Raw genomic sequence first — 21416 nt, 5'->3', positions numbered from 1 at the left:
GATTGCTTGGTACTGGGGTCTCAGCTTGTGATAACCACCGATTATTCGCCAGACTGAGAGCATGAAGCTTGATCACGTCTCACCAACAAGAGCCATTGAAGAGGACGAAGCTCGTTCTCTCTTATTGGGTCAGACCATTGGCCTGGTAGTGGGCAATCCACTACTGCTCGCAGCAATGAACCTTTTGGAGTTCTTCAGGGGGAAAGTGATTTGGGCTGTGACCACTGAGAAGGAAGCACTCCAGGAAGCGGCGATACAAGAACCTGATCTAGTGATCCTCACGGACGAGTTGGAACAGGGTTACGGACCCTCGCTGATCAAAGAACTCAAGAACACTGCTGCCAACACTCACACCCTGATCTTCCTTGCAAAGGAAACAGCAGCTGTCGTAGAGGAGTGCTTAGAGGCTGGTGCTGAGGGAATCTGTTTCAACTCCAACGTCTCTGAAGGGGATGGCGACTTCGTCAAAGCCCTGAGAGCAATTGCCAAGCATGGGGTCTTTTACCCCGAACAAGTCAGGAAGAAAGCGGGTTATGTGGGTGCAAACCCCTTTGCCATGGTCCTTCCCAATGACATCACAGAACGGGAGAAGGAAGTGCTGGTAGGTCTGACAGAGGGACTATCGAACAAGGAGCTGGCTGAGTCGATGTTCCTTTCTGTGGAGACAATCAAAAGCCACCTCAAGAGCCTGACCCAAAAGCTGGGAGTTAAGGACAGGACTGGGGCAGCGATATTCGGGGTGAAGGCGGGAGTGAGCCGTAGTTAGATCGAGCTCGATCAGCCATTAGGTCGTAGTTGAAACTAGGGCGAGGAGCAGCAGCGCTGGGAAAAGTAGTAGTCACGGGAATAACGATTAATGGGTTAGAGAATCAAAGAAGAATTAAAAGCGTTAACACCAGTCTTGTAACTGTGTTGGAGTTCTAGCGAGTAACGGTCTTGGTGGTCATTGGTGTTTTCCGAGTGGTGTGGAGATCATCCCTCTCTTGAACTCACCATCTCTCCAACTTCAATTACCTACATTTCTCTTTGGGGTGAAAGCATCTACCACCATCGGGTAGATAGAGCTAATACCTTTCCGAGGGAGGCTGATTCACTCCCTAGAGGGATGGAATATCAATCGGAAACGGAGATGCTTAAGAGGTCCAGGAGGGAAGACCTTCACATTGCATCTCAGCTCAAACAATGCCTGAGATCTAATTCATCAACTAACACACCTTTTTTATTATTGTCATGTCAGCAGCAACAATCACCATCACACAGAACGTGTCTTCCATCAAGGAAAATACGGATGTCGGGCCTGATGGACTTTTCACTATTGAAGGTACAAACCTTGCCCCAAGTGTCCAATACAGTATTTACTTCGGTGCAAGTCCTACCGGAAACGACGGGATAGTTTATTCCATCAGCCGCGATTACCCAACTCTAAATGTTGGTACTGGTAACATTGGAGAAGTAGATGAAACTACTGAAACAGTAGTGTGGGTTGATGCAAAAGTTGGTACAGTTCCTATTGGTACTACTGTTCTTTTAAATGGTAAAAGTATTGGAAATGGTATCCCTGGCAAAGCAACCTACACTGTGGAAAATGTTCCTGTAGTTGATAACACTCCAGCACCAATTGACAACACTCCAGCACCTTCTCCAGTGAACTTCACTGGTTCTGAAGGTAGAGATATCACCAACGGTGGAGATCTGAATGATGAACTCCGTGGATTCGGTGGAGATGACCAACTCAATGGTGGTGGTGGAGATGACTTCATCAACGGTAATGTTGGTAACGATTACATCATCGGAGCCCAAGGAAATGACTACCTAATGGGTGGTTCTGAGAACGATGACGTTCGTGGTGGTAGTGGAAATGATTTCACTAATGGTAACCGAGGCAACGATTTTGTCTTCGGTGGTAATGGAAATGATACCGTTCGTGGTGGTTCTGAGGACGATGTTATCTACGGTGGAGCTGGTAATGACTCGCTCTACGGCGACAAGGGGAATGATGTTCTCTATGGTGAATTAGGTTCTGACATCTTCAATCTTTCTACTGGTAATGACATCATCCAAGACTTCGAAGTTGGTGTTGATTCATTCAACCTGAACGGAGTATTGAACCTGTCATTCACACAAACTGATGATGGAGCATTAGCTACCTATGATGGTGGTTCTACTCTCTTCTCTGGTGTGGATAATTCGGTTCTCGTCTAATGAATCATTGCCGGTGTGCAGCCGCTATCGATTCCCGACAAAACAACCTCACACCAATCAAGCCCCGCCAAGTGCGGGGTTTTTATTGCCCTAGAGCCTTGGCATCACCGGCTTCCGCGTGAGCTAAATCCAGTCGGGCACTCACTTCTGAGCCATTCACCAGAAGCTCACCAGAACTCTTCCAACTGCTGACCAGAGGCTGACCAGGTCCTCAAACAATCAGCCGCGATGGTGTGTACATGAGAGAAACAAATTCCTCTCTTTCACACACCAAACAAGGAACAATCCAATGAACACTTCATTCATCTCTGAGAGCACCGATCAAGAGCTTTCGATGCAAGAACTCGCTGCTACTAACGGTGGCCTCATCCGCACAAGCCCAGTGATGGAAGAGATTGGTAGAGAGATCGGCAAGGGCCTGAAAAACGTTGGGGAGAGCTTTTGGAAACAGGTGCAAGACCACTACGCAAGAAAAGGTTCTCTGTACTGAAGTGATTCAGCACAAGTGAACGTTACCCCTGCTAACGCAGGGTTTTTTATTGCCTTTCAGCACCTGTGAGCAAAATCACAGCACTGCTTGATTGTGGTCATAACTCAAGCCATTGATTCGAGAGATGGTGTGTTCATCAGGGGGAAACACCCCCACCACAACTTCAAACCCATGACCAACAACGAACTCACTCTTGATCAACTCACCACTATTTCTGGTGGAGTAGTGGCGGGTCCTCATGGGGAAATTTGCACTGATCGCTTCACCTGGAAAGACATCAAGGACATCTTCGGTGGACGCAAGAGCATTGTTCATCCAGAGTTCCGACTCGGCGGTAGTGGAAACCCAGGCGGTGACGACATCTAAGTCAAAGACAAGCAACTGAAACATGACGCCCCGCCACGAGCGGGTTTTTTATGGCTTTGCTGTCTGCACTTGAGTCTCTAACTGGGATCTGAGCGGTTCACCAGAAGCTCACCAGAACTTCGCGGGGTCTACACCAGAGCTGTCTAGTGGGGTTCACCAGAAGGGTTGTGATCTTGAAGGAGTCGAGGGAAAACACCTCAACACAACTCACACAATTATCACCTTCAAAACAATGACTACTATCAACAGTGACTACAACAACACTGAACTGCTCGATCAAGAGCTGAATTTTGATGAACTGCAAGAAGTTAATGGGGGAATTTTAATTTTAGCTGTTCCATTCATAATTGGGGAGATTGAGAAAGCTAGTAATACGTAAGAGTGATACTGAGTCATGCCAGATCAATATCGAGCCCCGCCACACACGGGGCTTTTTATTGCTTCAATCTCGCCAACAATCCCACCAATCAGCCTTCAATACCTGGCACAATTGACTGCAGTAGGTATTAGCCAATGACACCGCAGCACACCGTTGCTATGACTGGTGAACAGACTGGATACCCATGTCAGAAGAGCAACTCAAGACTTTCCTCGAAAAGGTAAAAGCAGACAGCAACCTTCAGGAGAAACTCAAGGCAGCTAAGTCACCTGAAGACGTTGTGGGCATCGCTAAAGAATACGGCCACGAAATCACTGCTGATAAGTTGAGCAAGCTCAGTGAAGCGGAGTTAGAAGGAGTGGCGGGTGGCGTTGTGCATACCAATACCATAGGGAAACACTGTTGTTTAGAGACAGCCGGTCAACACTGCCCAATGAGATAGATCATTCAGATTGTTTTATTGAGTTTCTGCTATTCAATCAAGGCACCCATGTCCCTAGAACAACTCAAAGCCTTCCTAGAAAAGGTCAAAGCAGACACCAGTCTTCAAGACAAGCTAAAAGCAGCAAAGTCACCCGAAGATGTTGCAGGCATTGCTAAAGAGCACGGTCACGAATTCACTGCTGACAAGATCAGCCAGCTCAGTGAAGAGGAACTGGAAGCCGTGGCTGGGGGTGAGGGTCCGACTAAAATTATGTGTGCAACTAACATCCAGCAATGCCGGAAGACTATATGTTCAATATGCCCACCCAAATAGTCTGCCTATCAAAGCCCATGCATTGACAGGGGCTTTTTATTGCTTCAATCACCTCTAAAAGCCCATAATTAAGCTTTCAATACCTGGCACGATTGAGCGCAGTTGAGCAGTAATCAGGCGGGTCGACGAGTTGCCAAACTTGGAGGTTAATTGATTCTGACCCGTTCACCAGAAGCTCACCAGAACTTCGTGGGGTCTACACCAGTGCTGTGTAGTGGGGTTCACCAGAAGGGCTGTGATCTTGAAGGAGTCGAGGGGGCAACACCCCCACACATCACTCACTCAACTCACTTCAAACAATGTCTGAACTCAACACTGACTACAACAACACTGAACTGCTCGATCAAGAGCTGAGCTTTGATGAACTTCAAGAAATTAATGGGGGTGCAGGTCCTTTTTCACGCCACCAACCCAGTAACCCACATATCGACTTATTGTTTCGGCATATCGACTCATTGTTTCGGGGATAACGATTGCTAAAGCCGTACAGGAGAACCGCATTAATCGTTGATTTGGTAATTCACAGAGCCATTAATACATCATCGAACCCCGCCAAGTGCGGGTTTTTTATTGCCTACAAAAGACACGTCCCCAAAAGGGTGAGTGAAAACCAAGTCTTTCACCTATTTGAGGGATGGAATTAATGAAGATGTGAAAGATACTAAAGAAGTCAAGGGGGAATCCCCAAAATTTGGTTCAATCATGAACGGTAAAGTTTCTGGCATTGTTATCGCTGCTGCAATCCTCACTGGAGCACTTCGAATGAGCCTGATTATGAATCGTGGGAATGCTCCCTCTAGCAGTACCCAAATTGAATTCAATCAACCGGCAAGAACAGCAAGTCTCATCATTGGCTGAGCTTCGCTCCAACCAGCACAGCGATGCCTTGAATATATTCACCTCGCCAAGTGCGGGGCTTTTTCATGCGTTGCTAAGGGTTACCCAAAAAGGGGAACTAAGCAGTCTGAGGACCACCCGAATGGGTGATGTGGATTCTGTTTAGTTCAGCGATGCTGAATGCATCGGAGGGATGACCTCCACACTCAAACCAAACAAATGAAACTTTTACTTACTTCTAGCTGCCTTGTAACCTGCTCCTTGATTTTATTCGGATGCTCAGCTGTTATATCGGGTCGACTCCCCAGTGAAAATGAGAAATGTTATGGACCTGCATTTTGTTCTGGCACCCCAGATGAATTGATCTTCCAACATCTAAATGCCAAGCAAGTTTGAAAGTCTAATTGCATTTAGACACGCTCGATCTTCTTATTATTGTGGACACGGTAAAACTCCAATCACTTATTCCTGAGCTGTATGCCGTTGTCGATAAACTCGAAGCAGCGGCGCCAGGTCGGAAGTTCACTCCAGCAGGACCGATGGTCGGCAATATCGGCGAAGTTGTCGCAGCCATACGATTCGATTTGAAGCTCAATCCAGCAAGTACCGAAGGATTTGATGCCACTGCGCCTGATGGCACGAAAGTCGAAGTCAAAACAACGCAGCAGGAACGCGGCTACTTCGCGTTGAAATCAACCTGTTGGAAAGACGTTCATCTGCTTGCGCTGAAAATCAATCCAGCTGACGGCGGTGTTCGCGTTGTATTCAACGGCCCCTATGACCTGATCTGGGAAAACTGTGGGCCTATGCAGAAATGGAATGGCAGAACCATCACAGTTGCCAAGTGCAAAAAACTCCAAAAACTGGTTCCAGCTGATCACCGGCTCAAGGAGGTAGGCGGATGCTGATTGCTGCTCTCGCTTCAGTACTCATTTCCTCCTGCTACGACGGCGATACCTGTCGCAGCAACACAGGCGAAAAGATCAGGCTTGCCTGTATCGATACCCCAGAACTGCGTGGCAAACGTGCTAACCCTGTTCCTGCCAAAGCAGCACGTGACTACCTGCGGGCGCTTGTCGTTGGACGTGAAGTAAGCATCACACGCATCATGAAAGATCGTTATGGACGAACTGTGGCTGAGCTGTTTGTTGATGGCTCAAACGTGCAGCAGCAACTGGTCGCTGCTGGTCATGCAGAGATCTATTGGAAGTATGCGCACCAATGCGGGTGGACGCGATGACATCCCAAGCGGGGGAGTCAGGACAGACTGATGGGCTGGCATCCGGGGGTGAGCCTCTAGCTCGATTGGGGGACGCCCCCCTGAATAAATCCCCCAGATGAGGGATAGATCTATACAGCTGTCAAACTAAAGTAATTGAGTTGATTTATTCATAATGAGCATAAAAGTCCGTCGATTTGACTTCGATGCCTTCTGGAATCAAATACATTTTTCTAGAAGCATTGAATGCCTAGGATTTGACTATAAGCATCGAAGTGGATTTATAAGCGCATATTTTCTTTTCAGTCCATCAGAAAAGTCTGATTACGTTGAAGCCGTGTCCAGGGCTAGTAATCACTACTGCCACGATCTAGACCTAAACAGCGATACCTGGCGCTTGAATTACGACGAAGAAGAGCTCGATGGGCTCTCGGAAGTTGAAGCAAGAAAAAAATACCATAACGACCAAATTGAACAAATTATTTTTGACCATTCTCAGTACCCCTCTCTCCCTGGAATTGACATTGATGAACTAGCTCTTTTTTATGACGAGCACTCATTCGACATAAAGGCTGGCTTTGAATGTTGGCGGGAAACCTACACTTACAGTGGCTCAAAGGTGATTAGGCTTGCGCATCATCATTATTCAGAAGCAGAAGACGATCAACACCCTCAAGATCACAAGCTCTACAAAGCGTTTGTAGCAGCCTATGCAATTAGACATTGGCTGCTTATATATCAAGAGATCTTGGACTACAACAGATCTCTAGCCAAAAACAATGAGAGATGCAAATCACTTTTCAATCAAGTCAATACGATGGAGCTTGAAAAGATAATGGCCGAAGAACCCTTTGTCATAACAACTCACCACCACCCAGCCAAGCCCTCAGTCAAACCTGATCCAGCCGCGGAACAGCTTTCGCTACCCATTACGCATGAAGGCGACTACATACTGGTGAGGGATAAATCCGGTCTCGTTCACTTCAAAAAACGACAGACAACTCCGAATGTGCCAAAGAATAAATCCACGCAATTAACAATCCCTCAGAAGACAGGGGGAGTTATCTATGAGCGCTTTCAGAGGCTTGCAGAATTGATAACCGCAACTGCCTTCCCTTGCCTTAAGAAAAGAAGAGAAGCAAAGAAACTAGAGCGAATAAAGCATGTGAGGCAAAGGATCGAGCGCTACCTTAATTGCGAGTGGAAAATGATTATTCTGGGAGACGGCGAAGATGAAGATGGAAATTTTTACTCATTTTACGAATATCAGCATAGGGATGGCCGAAAAGCAATTCAATTCAGCGATGGAAGTTGCACAGATCCAGATTTGAAGGAATTTTTATTTCAAGTATCGCTTGATCGTATGGAACGAAAACAAAGCAAGAGAAACAGGAAATAAAAAATAGCCAGGCCAGCCAGCGGGGGTCTACCCAAACGGGGGAGTCAGGCTGGTGGAAGACCACCTGAATGGGTGATGTGAATCCGATTGGTTCTAGAGATAGTGAAGAGGTCCAGGAGAGAAGACCTCCACTATCCACATCAAACAAGTGACTATTAACACCCTTCGTTCTTTGACAGTACAGGAACTATGTCAAATACGCGATGATAATTATAAGGCTACATGGCTTTGCTACGGTGGCGGATTCCTTCTTTGCATTACGGGTATAGGATTTCTCTTTGGATTTGCGCTGATTGCTATAGGCCAAGTTCATTTTGGGAGCAAGGCGGCTTCAGCTGAGCAAGAGCTTAGGCAAAGAGTTGGCAAATAATTTTAAACAAATTAATCACACCTAGTGAATAAAAAATGAGAATCATCATCGATTTCTTGAAGTAACAATCAGAACCCTATTCTGTGGAGGATTAATTTGACTGACCAGTCGTGGAAGCAGGCTTATCTGCATGACCCCAGAAGAAAGCCGTTATGGGAATGTCCGCATTGTGATTTCAAGGTTTTTTCGGTCATAGGTGCATGGGGAAAAGCCTCACACCTTTGGCATTGCCATGGTATTCCCGGGAAAATGACTGTTAATGGGAAAACTACTTATTACGGATCTGAGTCAACTTACGCTGATCCTATTACATGGCTTAAGTGAGAAGTATGTAGATGTCTAGACAAAACAATCGCTTGCCCCGTCAAGTGCGGGGTTTTTAAATTTCTTCGTCGACTAGACCATGAGTCAGAGCAAAGACAGCAGCTTGAGTTCTATCCCTTACCCCAAGCTTTTGAATCAATGTGCTCACATGGCTTTTCACTGTTTCTGATGAGATAAAGAGAGCCTCTGCAATCTCTGTATTTTTCATTCCTTGGATAATGCAGCGAACAACATCAAGTTCTCGTTCAGACAATGGGTCAACTAAGTCTGGAGCAGGCTTGACTTTTGCTGTTGCAGCCTCACGAACCGATTTTGGGTAGTAGACCCCCCCACTGTTTGTCGTAGTCAGAGCCTTAATGAAGTCACCATGTCCTGTGCCTATGGAGGATGAGAACATCACCCCATCAGCACCAGCGTCCATTGCTTCGTGGACAACCTCAGTTGTCTCACGTTCTAGGAAAATGAGTGTGGTTATGTCTGGTGAGTGTTTCTTGGCTTTTTCTACTAGACGTATCCCATAGCCTTTTTCAAGGTCCTCGCTGGTTATCAGCAGGTCTGGATTAAATTTTTTTTGTAGATCAAGCCCTTCTTCTTCAGTCGTTGCTCCTCCGACCAGAGATTGAAGGATTGGTGTGCAGAGACATAGGGATGCAAGGGTTAAGCGATTTTTGCTACATACCAATACTTTCTTTTTGGCAAGGAGCTTCTGGCATTTATCAGCAGCTTGTTTAAGTGGTAACTCTTGTGGGCTGATCAGCACAACGAGGAAGGATGCTTTTTAAAAGCTTAGATCGCTTAGTTATTTCACGCCATTCATTGGCTACATTCAATTCTGTTCGGGGTTTTCATGGTTTCCGTCACTAAAGACGATTCCTTTTATATTTGAGTTGCTGTTTTCGGCAATCCTCTTGGCTTCTGCCTTGCAGCTGGCACTTATTGTCTGTATTTTCAGCTCACTTTTCTCTTCAATAATAAGATCATATTTAGGCATTTTACTGGATCATTGTTATTGTTAATTATGAGCGCTCTCTTATTTTGAAGCATCCCCCGTTTGGGGGATTTTGATGGCCTGGTTGATTCCCCTGATTGGGTGATTCAATTTTTGACCATGGCTGTAATTCTGTGTTGGTGGAAGGTCTCCTCCATTTACTTGCAGAATGTTAATGACATCAAGCTCTTCACTACCTTCAACAACTAATTTCCCCTCTGATCCTTCTGGGCTTGAGCGCCATGAGCTTGAAGAGACTTATCTTGCTCTGCGTGGTAACTATCGTGGCGCCATGATTGCGCGTGGCCGTTTCCGCGGTCAGGCACAGAAGGGCAGAGAAACAATGATTGCATTGGAACAGAAGTTGAGGTTGATTGCTGAACGAGAAGCATCTGTCCGTGCAGAAGCCTATGAAATGCTCGAAATCGTGACCAATGTGGTCGGTGAGCTTGAGGATGCTGGCGATGACTTGGTAAATGAGTTTGGCCTTTATCAAAAGGGTCGTACGACATACCAAGGAGGTGGTTTCATCGGCCGTTTAATCAAGGCTATTGCTCGTTTCATTCGGCGTTGGACAGGTACGAAGCAACAGCTTCAGCAAATTCTCGACCGACAGGCTTCGATGCAAAACATTCTGGAGGGATCCGATGGGCAAGATCGCTGAAGCTCTCCGTTCAAGCTTGCAAAGCATTGCCCAGTCGGATGCTCGAACACTGCGTCAGCTTGACCAGGAACTGAGTGCTGTAACTGCGGTTGGACTGAATGAGAAACTAGCTGAACTTACAGGCGTCTCTGATGTCAAAGCTCTTCTTGGTGTGGGCAGTTTTGAGCAACAGACGGTTGCCGTACTCAAAAGCCTTTGCAAAGAGTATGGCTTGAAGGGCTATTCAAAGCTGAAAAAAGCAGACCTTGCTTTCCTTCTCTCTGAAAATGGAGTTCAGCCACCGCCACGGCCTTTAGAAAGCTTCTCTAAAAAGGAGCTGGTGTCGCTGCTCAGGCAAATCTTGGGTGCGAACTAATGCCTCTAGCCCGAGCCTTGTATGAATCCTGTCGTGATGGGAATGTTGATTGGTGTGAGATCGAACCCCCTGAAAACCGTGTTACGGCAGAGGGCGTTGCCAGTTACCTCCGCTTTGGCGGTCGTATCAGTGATCAGATCCTCCGATCTTTCGAGTGGGAGGGAAAGCTTTATGACCCCATGGGAGCAGAACTTTCAGGCTCTGATGCAACTAACGACTAAGAACTTCTGGTTGACTGTCGACACCCACTTGAGATGCAGAGCTGCCGTGGGCATGGATGGCGATGTTTGTCTTCTTCCCGTTGCAGAGAAGGCATTTCATGCACTGAACCCGGTTATTTGTGATTGATGCTGGGCAGATCTTGGATCCTGTGATTTCAGCATTGGGGTGGAAGACACGGAACGTTCTCCAGCCTTGGCTCTGAGCCATTTGCTCCTCTAGGTCTGAGTCCACGGACGCCATAAAGACGCCTCGGAAGTCAGCCGCGAATGCTTGGTACCACTGGTGTGTGTAACACGTATGCCCCTTCGCGAAGGTCAGAGCATTGGCGACGACGCCATCGGGGACAAAGGCTGGATCTCCATACGCGCCAAAACGAACAACTCGATCTTCAAAGACGTCTTGATATGAGGCGATCTGCGGGTAAACCCCTTTCTTGTAGCTCTTCCAAATGCTGACCGGGGCTTGGCCGACATTGACGTAGCAAGTGCGTTTGGTACCGGTACCGCGGTGTGGGCAATGCCCGCAAATACAAGTGTCGAGATCTTGTTTGATTGCATCAAGCGGATTGACGTCCTTCGGAAGTATCCAAACCTGCACCATGTCGCCGGTCTTGCGGTTGCTGCTGTGGCAGGTGGCAATGCTGACAATGTTTTGACCATCGAATGGGCTGATGCCTTCATGCAGCACAAATCCCTTTGGGCGCGCCATAGCAGGCGTGATATCCAGGTATCCCTGCAGTAGCAAGGCTTCTACAAAGGTCTGCCAAAGCGCGGAATCGCTTTATCCCCCATTAGAGGGAGGGATTTGGCTCTTGTAATTCCCTCAGTTGGGGGATCCTTAATTCATTCGTTCTGACGAAGATGAATTCATAAATGTTTCTAGTGAGCCGTAGTCATGGTTGTTGCACCAAGTCCTCAGGCTTCAAGCTTTGATAAGAATGTTCTTGGATATGGCGATAATCTTGACTACTTAAAGAATATTCCCAGCAATACGGTTGATCTGATTTATCTTGATCCTCCGTTTAATTCTAAGCAGGATTTCAACGCTATTTTTGGTTCTGAGGCACAAATCAAAGCTTTTGTAGATACTTGGTCTTGGGGGATGGATGATCAAAAGTCTTTGCGCCATTTTGCTAAGGATCACAAAGAGCTAGGTCGCTTGCTTATCGCATTTGGCTCTTTGTTGCCGCCTGACGGGCTTTATTCATATCTAGTTTTTATGGCTCGACGACTTGTTGAGATGCGGAGAGTGCTCAAAGAAAACGGCAGCATTTACCTTCACATCGATGATACTGCCTGTCATTATCTTAAGATGATATTGGATGCAATATTTGGCCTTAGTTCTTATCGCAATCAGATTACCTGGGTGAGACAGCTTGGGGCTAAAAATGACAGCAGGAAATCATTTGGTCGTTGTGCGGACACTCTCCTTTGGTATAGCAAGGGTTCTTCATGGATTTATAACGAGCAAACTGAACCTCTCTCTGAAGAATACGCAGATAAGTTCTATAGATTTACCGATGAGTCTGGGCGCCGTTTTCGTAAAAGTGATTTGTCTAGTCCGTCGGTACGGCCTAATCTTACTTATCGATATACTGCTCTGAACGGGATTACTTATGATCCTCCGGCAAAAGGTTGGAGGTATAATTACGAGAGCATGAGGAAGCTTGATGAGGATGGACTTCTTGTTTATCCGGCGAAGTCATCTGGCCGAATTAGTCAAAAGCGATTTTTAGACGATTCACGAGGTGTTCCAATTGGTAATGTCTGGGTGGACATTGGTTGCCTTCAGAGAAGTTCGTCAGAATCTACTGGGTATGAAACTCAAAAGCCTCTTAATCTTTTAGAGCGTATTATTCTTACTGGCTCTAATGAAGGTGATGTGGTTCTTGATCCTTTTATGGGAAGTGGTACTACTTGTGTTGCTGCAGCCAAGCTTAATCGTCAATTTATTGGGTTAGATCTCACTCCAATAGCTGTCACGACTGCAAAAGCTCGTTTGGATCAAATTGGTGTTGATGTTGAACAGCTTGAGGAATGGGGTAGCCCCCAAGACCTTGATTCGGCTCGTGTTCTTCACGAATCTGATAAAAGTAACTTCGACTGTTGGGCTTTGATGCGTTGCTCAGCATGGCCTATGAAGGAGAAAGATCGTGTTGTAGGTATTCGGCCATTTATGCGTTTTGATGGCAAAGGATTGCATCGCTGCAGAGCTTTATATGCAACAGCACTTGATGAGCCGCCGACTGTAAATGATGTTGAGAGGCTTAAGCGTTTGATGATTGCCAAAAAGGCTGAGATGGGTTTGATGATCTGTTTTGATCTTCCTGGCCCACAGGTTCTTGAGCTTTTCAATAAGAGTAAACAGGTCAAGCTGAATGGTGATACTAAAAAGCAACCAAGCCTGCAGATTGTGCTTGTTCAGGATGTCATTGACCAAAGCTATTTAGCTACTGAAGTTTTTAATCATGAGCGTGTTAGTAGGCAGCAGCTTGTGGCTCAAGGCGACCTCTTTGCAGTCGCAAATTGACGTACCAAGATTCGGTATTAATGCTTCCATCTCAAGAAGCCCATGAATCGAACTTTTAGCCCAAGTCAGCGTGTTGCTCTTTTCCTCCGATCTCATGGATGTTGCTCTCTCTGTGGTTGTGGTCTGAATCCTGCGAAATGGCATGCAGACCATATCGTCCCCTTCGCATTAGGTGGGCCAACCGAGTTGTGGAACGGACAAGCGCTTTGTATCTCTTGTAATCTCTCTAAATCTATGAACATCGATCTCGAACCTATTCTTCCTCCTGGTCTAGTCCTGCGGCCTTGGCAAAAAGAAGTTTTGACCATGGCTTTTGAGGATGCTGACGGTCAACCATTGGGCTTGATCCGTCAAGCTATTCATCAAGCTAATACGCCTGCTGAGGCAGAACGTATTCCTTATGTCCTTAATGCGTTTCCCGGTACTGGTAAGACGAAAGCGTGTTTTACAGCGGCAAAATTTTTGCTTAGCCACAACGTTGTTGAGACGGTGATCTACCTAGTGCCAAGTGACAACCTACGTAAGGGGGCTGTTGATGAATCAGAGTATTTTGCAATGCCTCTACGAGCAGGTAAGCGCTCGGCTGAATTTGACTTCACTTACCAGAAAGGTGTGGTCCTTTCATATCATCAAGTCGGAATCCCTGCCTATCGAAACCTCCTTGAGCACTATTGCAAGGAGCGCAGGGTGATGGTGATTGCTGATGAGATGCACCACCTTGGAGACAATATGACTTGGGGTGATGGGTATAGAAAGTGTTTCTCTCAGGCATTGGTAAAGCTGATGACTACTGGCACCCCATTTCGAAGTGATGGAGGAATTATCCCGGGCGTGCGTTATCGCGATTGTGCGGGTCGAAACATGCAAGAAGTAGTCTGCCATTTCTCTTACGACTACGGCCAGGCATTGAATGATGCTGCGGTGCGTCCTGTCGATTTCACTCCATACGTTGGAACAGTCAGTTGGCGTTCCCGTAAAGATGGAGAGGAGTATGCGCATGGTATAGAGGAAAACTTGCGTGAGGTATACCCATCTCCAGAGCATGACTTACAGAAAGTCAAAGGGTTGCAGTCTGACCGTCGGTGGCACGTCTTTGATACACCACGGGATAACCCAGATGCAAAGTATTTGGTGGAGCAGCTGGCTAAGGCTGACGATGTGCTCAAGTCACTCCGTGCTTGTAGTCACCCATGGGCAGGTGGTCTGATCGTTGCTCGTGATACAGATCATGCCAACGAGATTGGTGGCTTACTGGAGACGATTACAGGCCAAGAGCCCGCTGTTGTTCACCAAAAAATCAGCGGCAACGCTCAGTCACAGCTGAAGCTTTTTCAGGGAAAGCCCGAATATGGCTACAACAGGGATCTGAGTCGGCCACGCTGGTTAGTCAGCGTCGGCATGGTCAGCGAAGGTGTTGATATTCCATTCCTGCGAGTTCTAGTTTGGGCAACCAACATCAGTGCGCCACTGAGTTTTTATCAAATCGTGGGTCGAGTCCTGCGTAAGGAGAAAGGCGTCGGTTTCCAGGATGCAATGGTTTTTATTCCGAAGGAGCCAGGCTGGTGGGAACTTGCAGAGAGTATGCGCTCTGCAACGGCCGAGTATCGGATCAAGCAAGATCGAGATATTGGCAGTGCTGGTGGTACGTCAGGAAAACACCTCGAACGCGAAGGGCTTGGCTCTGAAGGTGAGTCAGACGGAAGCTTGCTCCATGATGGAACTGGTAGCCATTTGATTTCTGAAGAAGAACGTAAAAAAGCCGAGAAGTGGGCGCTTAAGTATGGAAGGTCGCCTGGTGATATCCATCAGATGTGGCTTCGAGGTGGAGATACTCAAGAGGAGAGAAAAAGAAGTTGGGAAGAGTTGATTGAGGATTTCATGTCGGATAACGAGGAGGCTTCCTAAAAATGACAACTTTCACAAAGCAGTTAGATCAAGCTTCAGTAGATCTTAAGCGTCGTGATGTTTGGCGCTTGACGTTGGACAGTGAGGTTCAGATGAACACGATGCAGATCGAACAGATGCAGCAGACGGTGAGCCATCCCGCAGTTGCTGCGGGTATTGCAGGTGAGCTTCAGCAGTTCATTGCACGGCGTGGTTGGGAGATCGGTTATGCAGCAACTTCAAGGCTTGTTAAACGTTGGGATAGCTTCCGCGAATGGGTTGAGGACTCTTCGGATAACGGCGGTCTGAATACGACGGTGACAAAAGTTCTACCTTATGTCTGTCAGGTAGAGGTCAAAGCAAATGCAGTGCAGCATCAAGCGATTAAGTCACTTGTGAGTGCCTTAGATCCGGTTGACCGCTTGGCTATACGCCCAGATGCACTACGAATTGCTGAGGTGACAGGTGACGATGAGATCCTTGATTTGATTCATGAAGAGACAAAGCTCGGGCATGGTCAAAGAGGCCCTAAACGAGGTGTAGAAAGGACGCCTTTTTCAGCCAAGTTCCATTCAAATACCAAGGCTGGTGCTCGCCAGCAGCTAAGGGCATACGCTGCGGACCCTGACAGGTGTAAGCGCTATGGAAAGGACCACGCTTTATGCCAAGAGGCTTGGGTAAAGGTGGAGCAAGGGGAGATGTCGGTCAATGAAGGGCGCATCTATTGCGGTCTTCAAAAACGTGGGCCATCCAGGCAGCTCTACATCACAAACGATACGAAGCAAATAGCTGAGCGTTTAACTGCAGCGATGACCAAGCAAAGAATTCGTGAACTTGTTGATTGTCTTGCCGATCTTGTCAAGGATGATTAATGTGCTCTTTTTTGTTTTGCTCAATTTTTGAGCTATTGCTTTTGGTCTTTATGGTAGAAATGAGATGAACTTTGGGCGAAACAATCCTCTGGGTGAAGATGGCGATTCTTCTCTTGAATCACTTGCGCAAATGGCCATGGAATTGAGGAAGACTCCATCAGAATCTTTATCCAGGTTGATTGCGAAAGAGTTTCTCCGCCGAAAGGGTGGCGGAGAGTTCTTCTGCGAGGGTGATCGATGAATCATTGCCCTTCTGGCCTGGTGTCGTGGATGCATGAAAAGCCTTTAAAGGGAAGGCCAAAAGTATGAATCAGATGCAGATTGGCTTTCAAAGTGGGAATCACCAATTGGGCTGGGTCCTACTGGACAAAACGACGTGGGTCGTCCGTGCGCGCACTTTTCCAATAGCGCCAGCGAATCATTGGTTGATCACCTAATTGAGATTATGGCCGTCTTAAATCTGAATAATGCAAGTTCCCACCTTGGGTTTCGCTCATGCGTGACATTGCGACGAATGCACCGTGATGGCCAATTAGATGACTACTTACGGGATGGAGTGGACAAAAGGGGCATTTATTTAGAGACAGACCCTGATGGTCTGCCGTCATTGCAAAGGCACGTGCAGAACCACACTCGATTCAATGCAGCGTCACCGCTATGGCGAAAGCTGGAGCCGCTAAGTGATGAAGCGTTAGAGGAAGCGATGACACCAATCAATCGATGGATTGCAAGCCGTCCATAACCCTGCCGAGCGCAGGGCTTTTTCATTGCCCTGGAGCCTTGGCGTCACCGGCTTCCGCGTGAACTAAGAGCTTTCAGACACTGGGATCTGAGCGGTTCACCAGAAGCTCACCAGAACATCTTGGGGTCTACACCAGAGCTGTGTAGTGGGGTTCACCAGAGGGGCTGTGATCTTGAAGGAGTCGAGGGGGCAACACCCCAACACACCTCACACACTTATCCCCTTTAAAACAATGACTACTTTCAACACTGACTACAACAACGCTGAACTGCTCGACCAAGAGCTGACAATTGATCAACTTGAATGCGTGGCAGGTGGCAATTTCGGGCAGGATGTCGTTCGGTTCCTGTATAACGCGGCCCGAATTACTCCCCCACGCTTCGAATTTGGGAATGGTTAAACGGTGGCCGTGGCCCACTGGCATGACTCCTGCGCAAGCAATCGCCTCATTCACATTCTGATCACCAGCCCCGCCAAGTGCGGGGTTTTTTATGTCAAGCAAGTGAATACGGTGCTTCCTGTCAACCGTTGCTATGACTGCTGAACAGACCTGATACCCATGTCCCTAGAACAACTCAAAGCCTTCCTAGAAAAGGTCAAAGGCGACACCAGCCTCCAAGACCGACTCAAGGCAGCTAAATCATCAGACGATGTGGTGTCTATTGCTAAGGAGCACGGTCACGAATTTGAATCCCAGCACATCAGCCAACTCAGTGAAAAGGAGCTGGAAGGCGTGGCTGGAGCAAACAACACATGGAACAAGCACACATGCATGCCCTGCCATGGAGGATTTTGAGCCACACAAACACATGCATTAAACGCTATTGCTGAGGGGCAACACACACAACACATGCATGCAACACACGCTACACACCCAAAGCCCTTGCATTAGCAAGGGCTTTTTACTTCTTTAATCTTACCAATAAGTTCATAAATCAGCCTTCAATACCTGGCACCATCGCCCGTACTTAGCGGGCTTTTTTATTGCTAACTGACAACGCTGCTGACCGTGCCTATGACTGCTGAACAGACCTGCTACCCATGTCCCTAGAACAACTCAAAGCCTTCCTAGAAAAGGTCAAAGGCGACTCCAATCTTCAAGACAAGCTAAAGGCAGCTAAGTCACCTGAAGATGTTGTAGAAATTGCTAAAGAACATGGTCATGAATTTACTGTAGATAAGTTCAGCCTTCTCAGTGAAGAGGAGCTAGAAGTTGTGGCTGGTGGATTTGTTCCTCCTCCTCCACCTCCTGGTCCTGGTCCTGGTCCTGGGGTCCTCAACAATAGCCCAGTTAATTTCGCCGATTAATGTCTAATTGCAAGCGTTAATTTGATAACAAATCGCAGATACGTTAAAGTCCCTGCAACGGCAGGGGCTTTTTATTTCTTCAATCAACCAAATAAGCCCGCCATTAGTCTCCAATACCTGGCACGATTGAGCGCAGTAATTGTTAGCCAAAGACACTGCAGCGGAACGTTGCTATGACTGCTGAACAGACCTGATACCCATGTCCCTAGAACAACTCAAAGCCTTCCTAGAAAAGGTCAAAGGCGACTCCAATCTTCAAGACAAGCTAAAGGCAGCTAAGTCACCTGAAGATATTGTGGGCATTGCTAAAGAACACGGCCACGAATTCACTGCTGATAAGATCAGTCAGCTCAGTGAAGAGGAGCTAGAAGGTGTTTCGGGTGGTGGTGGCGATCATACTAAAGGTGGATCTATTTGTGCCACTATGTGTAGGTGACCAATTGTGTTGTCTCCAAACTGACCATCTTTCTAAACATATCAAACCTGAAGCTCCTGCATTGATAGGGGCTTTTTATTTCTTCAATCACACCTAAAAGCTCATGAATCAGCCTTCAATGCCTGCCACGATTGAGCGCAGTAGTTATTAGTTAATAGAAAATCACCGTCGCTGAAAGGGTGGTGAAGGCGCATCCCCTAAACGGGTGTTTTCGTCAGTCAGTCGCTGGAAGGATGTGACTGACCAGATCTGCGTTCACCCAGCGAATCGCTCCGGTGTCCACATCAGCGATCTGAAAGAGGTTGTGGATCTTCGGATCACGGGCAGCTCCGCCGCAGTGGATCACCTGCCCCATCCACCAATCCTTGTCGCGCTTCTCTCCGATCTGAAGGTCGTGTTTGACGATGACCGTCATCCCTGGAGCGACATCCAGAAAGATGGGCCGTTCTGAGTCTGGTGAGTCGTAGACCCCATGATCAACCGACATAGACACGAAAGCAGAACGCCTGTACTAGCAAGGCCTAGGGCTCCAGGCGTTAATCCTTAATCGCGTTTACTGCTGCATCTGCTGCTGGCGCTTAGTAAGAGCTGCTGCAGCTCGCTCCGCATCCAGCTCGTCATAGGTGGAGTTGTAAGTACGGAAGTGCATCTCAATGCTGTGGCCCATGCTTTTGGCCGCCTTGCGCGGATCAAGATCAGCATGGATTGACCGGATGCCCCAGGCATGTCTCAAGTCCATCAGTTGCAGACCAGCCAATCCCTCAATCCGCTTGGCTCTTACCTGGACCCAGCGACACCATTGATTGCCTAGATACTTCGCATATTCGCTGTCATAGGAACCGAGATCAAAGCTCCACCGTCGGTCAACCTCCAACAGCCTCCACCGACTGACCAGCTCCTGCGGAAGTGCGAGGGGGTACTTCGGATGGGGTGACTTGCCCTTGGGCAGGTTGACTGCGAAAGCTGTGCCGTTGTCTTTGGGGATCAGGCTCCAGGTTTCTGCTGGTCTCGTGCCGTACACGAACAATGCGGCCGTGAGCCATCCGTATTGGCCATCGTCGCGAAGGCCGTCGATCAAATCGATCAACAGCGACTCATCAAAACTGCTGCGCTGCTTTGGCTTGTAGTCACCTCGAATCGAATCGAAGCGCTCTAACTCTTTCAAGCCAACCAGCTTTGCCAAACGCTTGAACTGTTTGCAGGCGTCTTGCCGGACCCGTGTCTGAGGGTCACTGCACTGTTCAGCAACAGCAACCAACAGATCAGTAGTTACTGCGGCGTTGCCGACAGGTTTGAGGTGTTGAAGAACATCAGCAATACGAGCCCAACTTCGTCTCTGCTGAGCGTTACCTTCTTTGCCTCGAAAAAAATCAGCCTCTAACTGACCAATTGCACTGGTGACCGTCAAAGTCTTGGCAGAAGGAAGCGGCATTACCTTCACCACCCAGGGCATGGGATTCGGCAAATACCCCAGGCGTTGATACTCAGCCCAGAATTCTGAGGCTCGGGACTCAGCATGGATGAGCTGATCATTTTCAGCCGGTAGATCCAAAGAGACACGCATTCGCTTGCTGCTGCCGTCGCGCTGCTTAAAAGTTCCGCGGAGGGCCAGGGTCTTTCCGTGTTGGACCGCTGTGGACCGAATGAAGCGGTCGTCCAGGTGTTTTTGCAAACTGGAAAGCAGAGCCATCGTTGGACCGTTCTTGGACCGTTTTCTGACCTGAAGCTACGCGAAACCACAGGAAGCGCAAGGAGGCACCTTTGACAAGCAGACAGACGCCGAAAGGAGCAAAAGCCCAGTATCAAGGCAGTGACTAGGGTTGCTATCATTGATGAGTCGAGCCCCTGGGCACGACTCTCGTGGAGAGGTGGTCGAGTGGTTTATGGCTCTGGTCTTGAAAACCAGCGTGTCAGCAATGGCACCGTCGGTTCGAATCCGACCCTCTCCGTTTCAAAAACCCAGTCACTGACTGGGTTTTTTAGTGTCTAAGAGGGCTTTCAGAGGGTCTGCGGCAAGGGCTCAGGGGCTGCTACACAGCCTGGAAATGCGCCAAAAAGAGGTACAAAATGCAAACAAAATGTCCCTGGAGGCGCTGGATACCCGAATGGGGGATAACTGAAGCGGGAACAATCACTCAATCGGGTGAAGTGATTCCGATTAATTGCGGAGATGGCGTAGAAGTCCGGGGGGGGGGGATGACATCTACAGGGAGTTGAAGCCGGTGAATTTGCTCCCGCAGAACAGTCCGAAAAGGACCTGAAACCGAACCTCGAAGGACGGTTGCCCCACTTCCATGCGTGATCCAGCGGGGATAGAACGAGCAGGTCCCACTCGGAGACACCCATGACTCAAGAACAACTCAATGCAATTCTCGTAAAACTAGAAGGGGACATAAGCCTTCAGGAGAAGATCAAATCTGCAAAATCAACAGCAGAAGTTGTTAACACTGTCAAAGCAGAGGGATTTTCGGTTTTAGCTGATCAACTCAATCTAACCGCTAGAGTTTCAGCGGAGGAGCTAGAAGGCGTGGCGGGTGGATTGTGCAGTGGCAATGAGTGGCCTTGCAGCAATTGAACCAAACTCTGATGGATGCAAAACATCTGAATTTCACAATGAATTAGTGGGACTGGCTAAGCCTTACAAGCTTGCAGCCTCAGCCAAATGAGAAATACTTTGCTCCTTCGTTTACCCCATACATTTCATAAACCAGCCTCTAATGCCTGGCATTGATCAATACTTGGCCCCGCCGCAAGCGGGGTTTTTCAGGTCTAAAGTCTCTTCAATGCAGGCTTTAACAGGACATAAGCGGTTCACCAGAATCCCACCAGAACCTCCTGGGGTCTACACCATAGCTGTGTAGTGGGGTTCACCAGAAGGGCTGTGATCTTAAAGGAGTCGAAAGGTCATCACCCCAAGCATTCACTCCAACAATCCATGTCTATTAAGTCCCTCTTCCTCTCCGGCCTTTCCCTCACACAGGGCATTGGCACTGTCAGGCATACAAAATCCCAGTTGATCGAGCAGGGTCTTCAAGAAGCCGCTGAAACCGTGGAATTGAACCAACCGCCTACT

27 protein-coding genes, 1 tRNA gene and 1 pseudogene are annotated in these 21416 nt (G+C 47.9%); 25 read left to right on the top strand and 4 right to left on the bottom strand.

Going from position 1 to position 21416, the window contains the following annotated elements; translation table 11 throughout:
* Nucleotides 1-61 precede the first annotated feature (61 nt).
* From SynBIOSU31_RS05460 to SynBIOSU31_RS05410, 11 genes are all read left to right on the top strand, one after another.
* On the top strand, nucleotides 62-766 hold the full coding sequence (locus SynBIOSU31_RS05460; protein WP_186492443.1) for a response regulator transcription factor: 705 nt from the start codon (nucleotides 62-64) through the stop codon (nucleotides 764-766).
* A 464-nt stretch (nucleotides 767-1230) separates the two neighbouring features.
* Nucleotides 1231-2202, top strand: a complete 972-nt coding sequence (locus tag SynBIOSU31_RS05455) for a calcium-binding protein (protein ID WP_186492442.1) — start codon at nucleotides 1231-1233, stop codon at nucleotides 2200-2202.
* Between the two features lie 334 nt (nucleotides 2203-2536).
* On the top strand, nucleotides 2537-2692 hold the full coding sequence (locus SynBIOSU31_RS05450; protein WP_186492441.1) for a hypothetical protein: 156 nt from the start codon (nucleotides 2537-2539) through the stop codon (nucleotides 2690-2692).
* A gap of 171 nt (nucleotides 2693-2863) precedes the next feature.
* Nucleotides 2864-3058, top strand: coding sequence for a CCRG-2 family RiPP (locus tag SynBIOSU31_RS05445; protein WP_186492440.1), 195 nt, complete (start codon nucleotides 2864-2866; stop codon nucleotides 3056-3058).
* A gap of 232 nt (nucleotides 3059-3290) precedes the next feature.
* A complete protein-coding gene (locus tag SynBIOSU31_RS05440) occupies nucleotides 3291-3437 on the top strand; it encodes a hypothetical protein (RefSeq protein WP_186492439.1) in 147 nt (48 codons plus the stop codon).
* Between the two features lie 184 nt (nucleotides 3438-3621).
* Complete coding sequence (locus SynBIOSU31_RS05435; protein ID WP_186492438.1) at nucleotides 3622-3879, top strand: Nif11-like leader peptide family natural product precursor; 258 nt, start codon at nucleotides 3622-3624, stop codon at nucleotides 3877-3879.
* 48 nt (nucleotides 3880-3927) lie between these two features.
* Nucleotides 3928-4194 carry a Nif11-like leader peptide family natural product precursor gene (locus SynBIOSU31_RS05430; RefSeq protein ID WP_255477378.1) on the top strand — a complete coding sequence of 89 codons (267 nt, stop codon included), beginning with the start codon at nucleotides 3928-3930 and terminating at the stop codon, nucleotides 4192-4194.
* 603 nt (nucleotides 4195-4797) lie between these two features.
* Nucleotides 4798-5052 carry a hypothetical protein gene (locus SynBIOSU31_RS05425; protein ID WP_186492437.1) on the top strand — a complete coding sequence of 85 codons (255 nt, stop codon included), beginning with the start codon at nucleotides 4798-4800 and terminating at the stop codon, nucleotides 5050-5052.
* 383 nt (nucleotides 5053-5435) lie between these two features.
* Complete coding sequence (locus SynBIOSU31_RS05420; protein ID WP_186492436.1) at nucleotides 5436-5939, top strand: DUF6998 domain-containing protein; 504 nt, start codon at nucleotides 5436-5438, stop codon at nucleotides 5937-5939.
* Complete coding sequence (locus tag SynBIOSU31_RS05415; protein ID WP_186492435.1) at nucleotides 5933-6271, top strand: thermonuclease family protein; 339 nt, start codon at nucleotides 5933-5935, stop codon at nucleotides 6269-6271. The genes SynBIOSU31_RS05420 and SynBIOSU31_RS05415 overlap by 7 nt, the downstream gene beginning before the upstream one ends.
* A gap of 316 nt (nucleotides 6272-6587) precedes the next feature.
* Entirely contained in the window at nucleotides 6588-7649 is a 1062-nt protein-coding gene (locus SynBIOSU31_RS05410; protein WP_186492434.1) for a hypothetical protein, read from the top strand.
* 749 nt (nucleotides 7650-8398) lie between these two features.
* Here the strand turns inward: SynBIOSU31_RS05410 and SynBIOSU31_RS05405 are convergent.
* Complete coding sequence (locus SynBIOSU31_RS05405) at nucleotides 8399-9103, bottom strand: response regulator transcription factor (RefSeq protein WP_186492433.1); 705 nt, start codon at nucleotides 9101-9103, stop codon at nucleotides 8399-8401.
* Nucleotides 9104-9500: 397 nt separating this feature from the next.
* On the opposite strand from SynBIOSU31_RS05405, the gene SynBIOSU31_RS05400 reads away from it, so the two are divergent.
* The 3 genes from SynBIOSU31_RS05400 to SynBIOSU31_RS05390 are packed head-to-tail and all read left to right on the top strand — an operon-like array spanning nucleotide 9501 to nucleotide 10571.
* Entirely contained in the window at nucleotides 9501-9995 is a 495-nt protein-coding gene (locus tag SynBIOSU31_RS05400) for a hypothetical protein (protein WP_255477377.1), read from the top strand.
* Entirely contained in the window at nucleotides 9979-10350 is a 372-nt protein-coding gene (locus SynBIOSU31_RS05395; protein WP_186492432.1) for a Rho termination factor N-terminal domain-containing protein, read from the top strand. The genes SynBIOSU31_RS05400 and SynBIOSU31_RS05395 overlap by 17 nt, the downstream gene beginning before the upstream one ends.
* Nucleotides 10350-10571 (top strand): hypothetical protein, encoded by a 222-nt coding sequence (locus tag SynBIOSU31_RS05390; protein WP_186492431.1) that lies wholly within the window; start codon nucleotides 10350-10352, stop codon nucleotides 10569-10571. Before SynBIOSU31_RS05395 ends, SynBIOSU31_RS05390 begins: the two co-directional genes overlap by 1 nt.
* Here the strand turns inward: SynBIOSU31_RS05390 and SynBIOSU31_RS05385 are convergent.
* Nucleotides 10561-11280 (bottom strand): hypothetical protein, encoded by a 720-nt coding sequence (locus tag SynBIOSU31_RS05385; RefSeq protein ID WP_186492430.1) that lies wholly within the window; start codon nucleotides 11278-11280, stop codon nucleotides 10561-10563. The two genes, SynBIOSU31_RS05390 and SynBIOSU31_RS05385, sit on opposite strands and share 11 nt — an antisense overlap.
* 186 nt (nucleotides 11281-11466) lie before the next feature.
* Here SynBIOSU31_RS05385 and SynBIOSU31_RS05380 point away from each other — a divergent pair, with 186 nt between their 5' ends.
* The 9 genes and pseudogenes from SynBIOSU31_RS05380 to SynBIOSU31_RS05345 all read left to right on the top strand — a co-directional run bounded on the left by SynBIOSU31_RS05380 (nucleotide 11467) and on the right by SynBIOSU31_RS05345 (nucleotide 18343).
* On the top strand, nucleotides 11467-13101 hold the full coding sequence (locus SynBIOSU31_RS05380) for a site-specific DNA-methyltransferase (RefSeq protein ID WP_186492429.1): 1635 nt from the start codon (nucleotides 11467-11469) through the stop codon (nucleotides 13099-13101).
* A 42-nt stretch (nucleotides 13102-13143) separates the two neighbouring features.
* A pseudogene (locus SynBIOSU31_RS14965) lies at nucleotides 13144-13323 on the top strand (HNH endonuclease); the annotation flags it as partial.
* A gap of 12 nt (nucleotides 13324-13335) precedes the next feature.
* Nucleotides 13336-15006, top strand: coding sequence for a DEAD/DEAH box helicase (locus SynBIOSU31_RS05375; RefSeq protein WP_255477376.1), 1671 nt, complete (start codon nucleotides 13336-13338; stop codon nucleotides 15004-15006).
* Nucleotides 15007-15008: 2 nt separating this feature from the next.
* Nucleotides 15009-15857: a hypothetical protein gene (locus SynBIOSU31_RS05370; protein WP_186492427.1), complete on the top strand. Its 849-nt coding sequence runs from the start codon at nucleotides 15009-15011 to the stop codon at nucleotides 15855-15857.
* Between the two features lie 499 nt (nucleotides 15858-16356).
* Complete coding sequence (locus SynBIOSU31_RS05365) at nucleotides 16357-16599, top strand: hypothetical protein (protein ID WP_186492426.1); 243 nt, start codon at nucleotides 16357-16359, stop codon at nucleotides 16597-16599.
* 232 nt (nucleotides 16600-16831) lie between these two features.
* On the top strand, nucleotides 16832-16999 hold the full coding sequence (locus tag SynBIOSU31_RS05360) for a hypothetical protein (RefSeq protein ID WP_186492425.1): 168 nt from the start codon (nucleotides 16832-16834) through the stop codon (nucleotides 16997-16999).
* A gap of 159 nt (nucleotides 17000-17158) precedes the next feature.
* The gene (locus tag SynBIOSU31_RS05355; RefSeq protein ID WP_186492424.1) at nucleotides 17159-17395 is read left to right on the top strand and encodes a Nif11-like leader peptide family natural product precursor; all 237 of its coding nucleotides are present in this window, start codon (nucleotides 17159-17161) and stop codon (nucleotides 17393-17395) included.
* 245 nt (nucleotides 17396-17640) lie between these two features.
* On the top strand, nucleotides 17641-17907 hold the full coding sequence (locus SynBIOSU31_RS05350; RefSeq protein WP_186492423.1) for a Nif11-like leader peptide family natural product precursor: 267 nt from the start codon (nucleotides 17641-17643) through the stop codon (nucleotides 17905-17907).
* 199 nt (nucleotides 17908-18106) lie between these two features.
* Entirely contained in the window at nucleotides 18107-18343 is a 237-nt protein-coding gene (locus SynBIOSU31_RS05345; RefSeq protein ID WP_186492422.1) for a Nif11-like leader peptide family natural product precursor, read from the top strand.
* Between the two features lie 214 nt (nucleotides 18344-18557).
* Here the strand turns inward: SynBIOSU31_RS05345 and SynBIOSU31_RS05340 are convergent, their stop codons facing one another.
* The gene (locus SynBIOSU31_RS05340) at nucleotides 18558-18830 is read right to left on the bottom strand and encodes a DUF3104 domain-containing protein (protein ID WP_186492867.1); all 273 of its coding nucleotides are present in this window, start codon (nucleotides 18828-18830) and stop codon (nucleotides 18558-18560) included.
* Nucleotides 18831-18896: 66 nt separating this feature from the next.
* Nucleotides 18897-20033 carry a hypothetical protein gene (locus SynBIOSU31_RS05335; RefSeq protein WP_186492421.1) on the bottom strand — a complete coding sequence of 379 codons (1137 nt, stop codon included), beginning with the start codon at nucleotides 20031-20033 and terminating at the stop codon, nucleotides 18897-18899.
* A 172-nt stretch (nucleotides 20034-20205) separates the two neighbouring features.
* Here SynBIOSU31_RS05335 and SynBIOSU31_RS05330 point away from each other — a divergent pair.
* Together SynBIOSU31_RS05330 and SynBIOSU31_RS05325 are read left to right on the top strand one after the other, a co-directional pair.
* Nucleotides 20206-20292: transfer RNA gene (locus SynBIOSU31_RS05330), tRNA-Ser, on the top strand.
* Between the two features lie 395 nt (nucleotides 20293-20687).
* Nucleotides 20688-20918, top strand: coding sequence for a Nif11-like leader peptide family RiPP precursor (locus tag SynBIOSU31_RS05325; protein ID WP_186492420.1), 231 nt, complete (start codon nucleotides 20688-20690; stop codon nucleotides 20916-20918).
* The last annotated feature ends 498 nt before the right edge of the window (nucleotides 20919-21416 follow it).

This window comes from Synechococcus sp. BIOS-U3-1, from assembly GCF_014279975.1.
Classification (GTDB): Bacteria; Cyanobacteriota; Cyanobacteriia; order PCC-6307; family Cyanobiaceae; genus Synechococcus_C.
The sequence above is the reverse complement of the archived record's forward strand: the minus strand, read 5'-3'. Positions and strand labels throughout refer to the sequence as shown.

Coding starts and splice junctions, on each gene's coding strand:
- SynBIOSU31_RS05460 (WP_186492443.1), top strand. CDS start 62: ATGAAGCTTGATCACGTCTCACCAACAAGAGCCATTGAAGAGGACGAA.
- SynBIOSU31_RS05455 (WP_186492442.1), top strand. CDS start 1,231: ATGTCAGCAGCAACAATCACCATCACACAGAACGTGTCTTCCATCAAG.
- SynBIOSU31_RS05450 (WP_186492441.1), top strand. CDS start 2,537: ATGCAAGAACTCGCTGCTACTAACGGTGGCCTCATCCGCACAAGCCCA.
- SynBIOSU31_RS05445 (WP_186492440.1), top strand. CDS start 2,864: ATGACCAACAACGAACTCACTCTTGATCAACTCACCACTATTTCTGGT.
- SynBIOSU31_RS05440 (WP_186492439.1), top strand. CDS start 3,291: ATGACTACTATCAACAGTGACTACAACAACACTGAACTGCTCGATCAA.
- SynBIOSU31_RS05435 (WP_186492438.1), top strand. CDS start 3,622: ATGTCAGAAGAGCAACTCAAGACTTTCCTCGAAAAGGTAAAAGCAGAC.
- SynBIOSU31_RS05430 (WP_255477378.1), top strand. CDS start 3,928: ATGTCCCTAGAACAACTCAAAGCCTTCCTAGAAAAGGTCAAAGCAGAC.
- SynBIOSU31_RS05415 (WP_186492435.1), top strand. CDS start 5,933: ATGCTGATTGCTGCTCTCGCTTCAGTACTCATTTCCTCCTGCTACGAC.
- SynBIOSU31_RS05400 (WP_255477377.1), top strand. CDS start 9,501: ATGTTAATGACATCAAGCTCTTCACTACCTTCAACAACTAATTTCCCC.
- SynBIOSU31_RS05395 (WP_186492432.1), top strand. CDS start 9,979: ATGGGCAAGATCGCTGAAGCTCTCCGTTCAAGCTTGCAAAGCATTGCC.
- SynBIOSU31_RS05390 (WP_186492431.1), top strand. CDS start 10,350: ATGCCTCTAGCCCGAGCCTTGTATGAATCCTGTCGTGATGGGAATGTT.
- SynBIOSU31_RS05385 (WP_186492430.1), bottom strand. CDS start 11,280: ATGGCGCGCCCAAAGGGATTTGTGCTGCATGAAGGCATCAGCCCATTC.
- SynBIOSU31_RS05380 (WP_186492429.1), top strand. CDS start 11,467: ATGGTTGTTGCACCAAGTCCTCAGGCTTCAAGCTTTGATAAGAATGTT.
- SynBIOSU31_RS05375 (WP_255477376.1), top strand. CDS start 13,336: ATGAACATCGATCTCGAACCTATTCTTCCTCCTGGTCTAGTCCTGCGG.
- SynBIOSU31_RS05370 (WP_186492427.1), top strand. CDS start 15,009: ATGACAACTTTCACAAAGCAGTTAGATCAAGCTTCAGTAGATCTTAAG.
- SynBIOSU31_RS05360 (WP_186492425.1), top strand. CDS start 16,832: ATGACTACTTTCAACACTGACTACAACAACGCTGAACTGCTCGACCAA.
- SynBIOSU31_RS05355 (WP_186492424.1), top strand. CDS start 17,159: ATGTCCCTAGAACAACTCAAAGCCTTCCTAGAAAAGGTCAAAGGCGAC.
- SynBIOSU31_RS05350 (WP_186492423.1), top strand. CDS start 17,641: ATGTCCCTAGAACAACTCAAAGCCTTCCTAGAAAAGGTCAAAGGCGAC.
- SynBIOSU31_RS05345 (WP_186492422.1), top strand. CDS start 18,107: ATGTCCCTAGAACAACTCAAAGCCTTCCTAGAAAAGGTCAAAGGCGAC.
- SynBIOSU31_RS05340 (WP_186492867.1), bottom strand. CDS start 18,830: ATGTCGGTTGATCATGGGGTCTACGACTCACCAGACTCAGAACGGCCC.
- SynBIOSU31_RS05335 (WP_186492421.1), bottom strand. CDS start 20,033: ATGGCTCTGCTTTCCAGTTTGCAAAAACACCTGGACGACCGCTTCATT.
- SynBIOSU31_RS05325 (WP_186492420.1), top strand. CDS start 20,688: ATGACTCAAGAACAACTCAATGCAATTCTCGTAAAACTAGAAGGGGAC.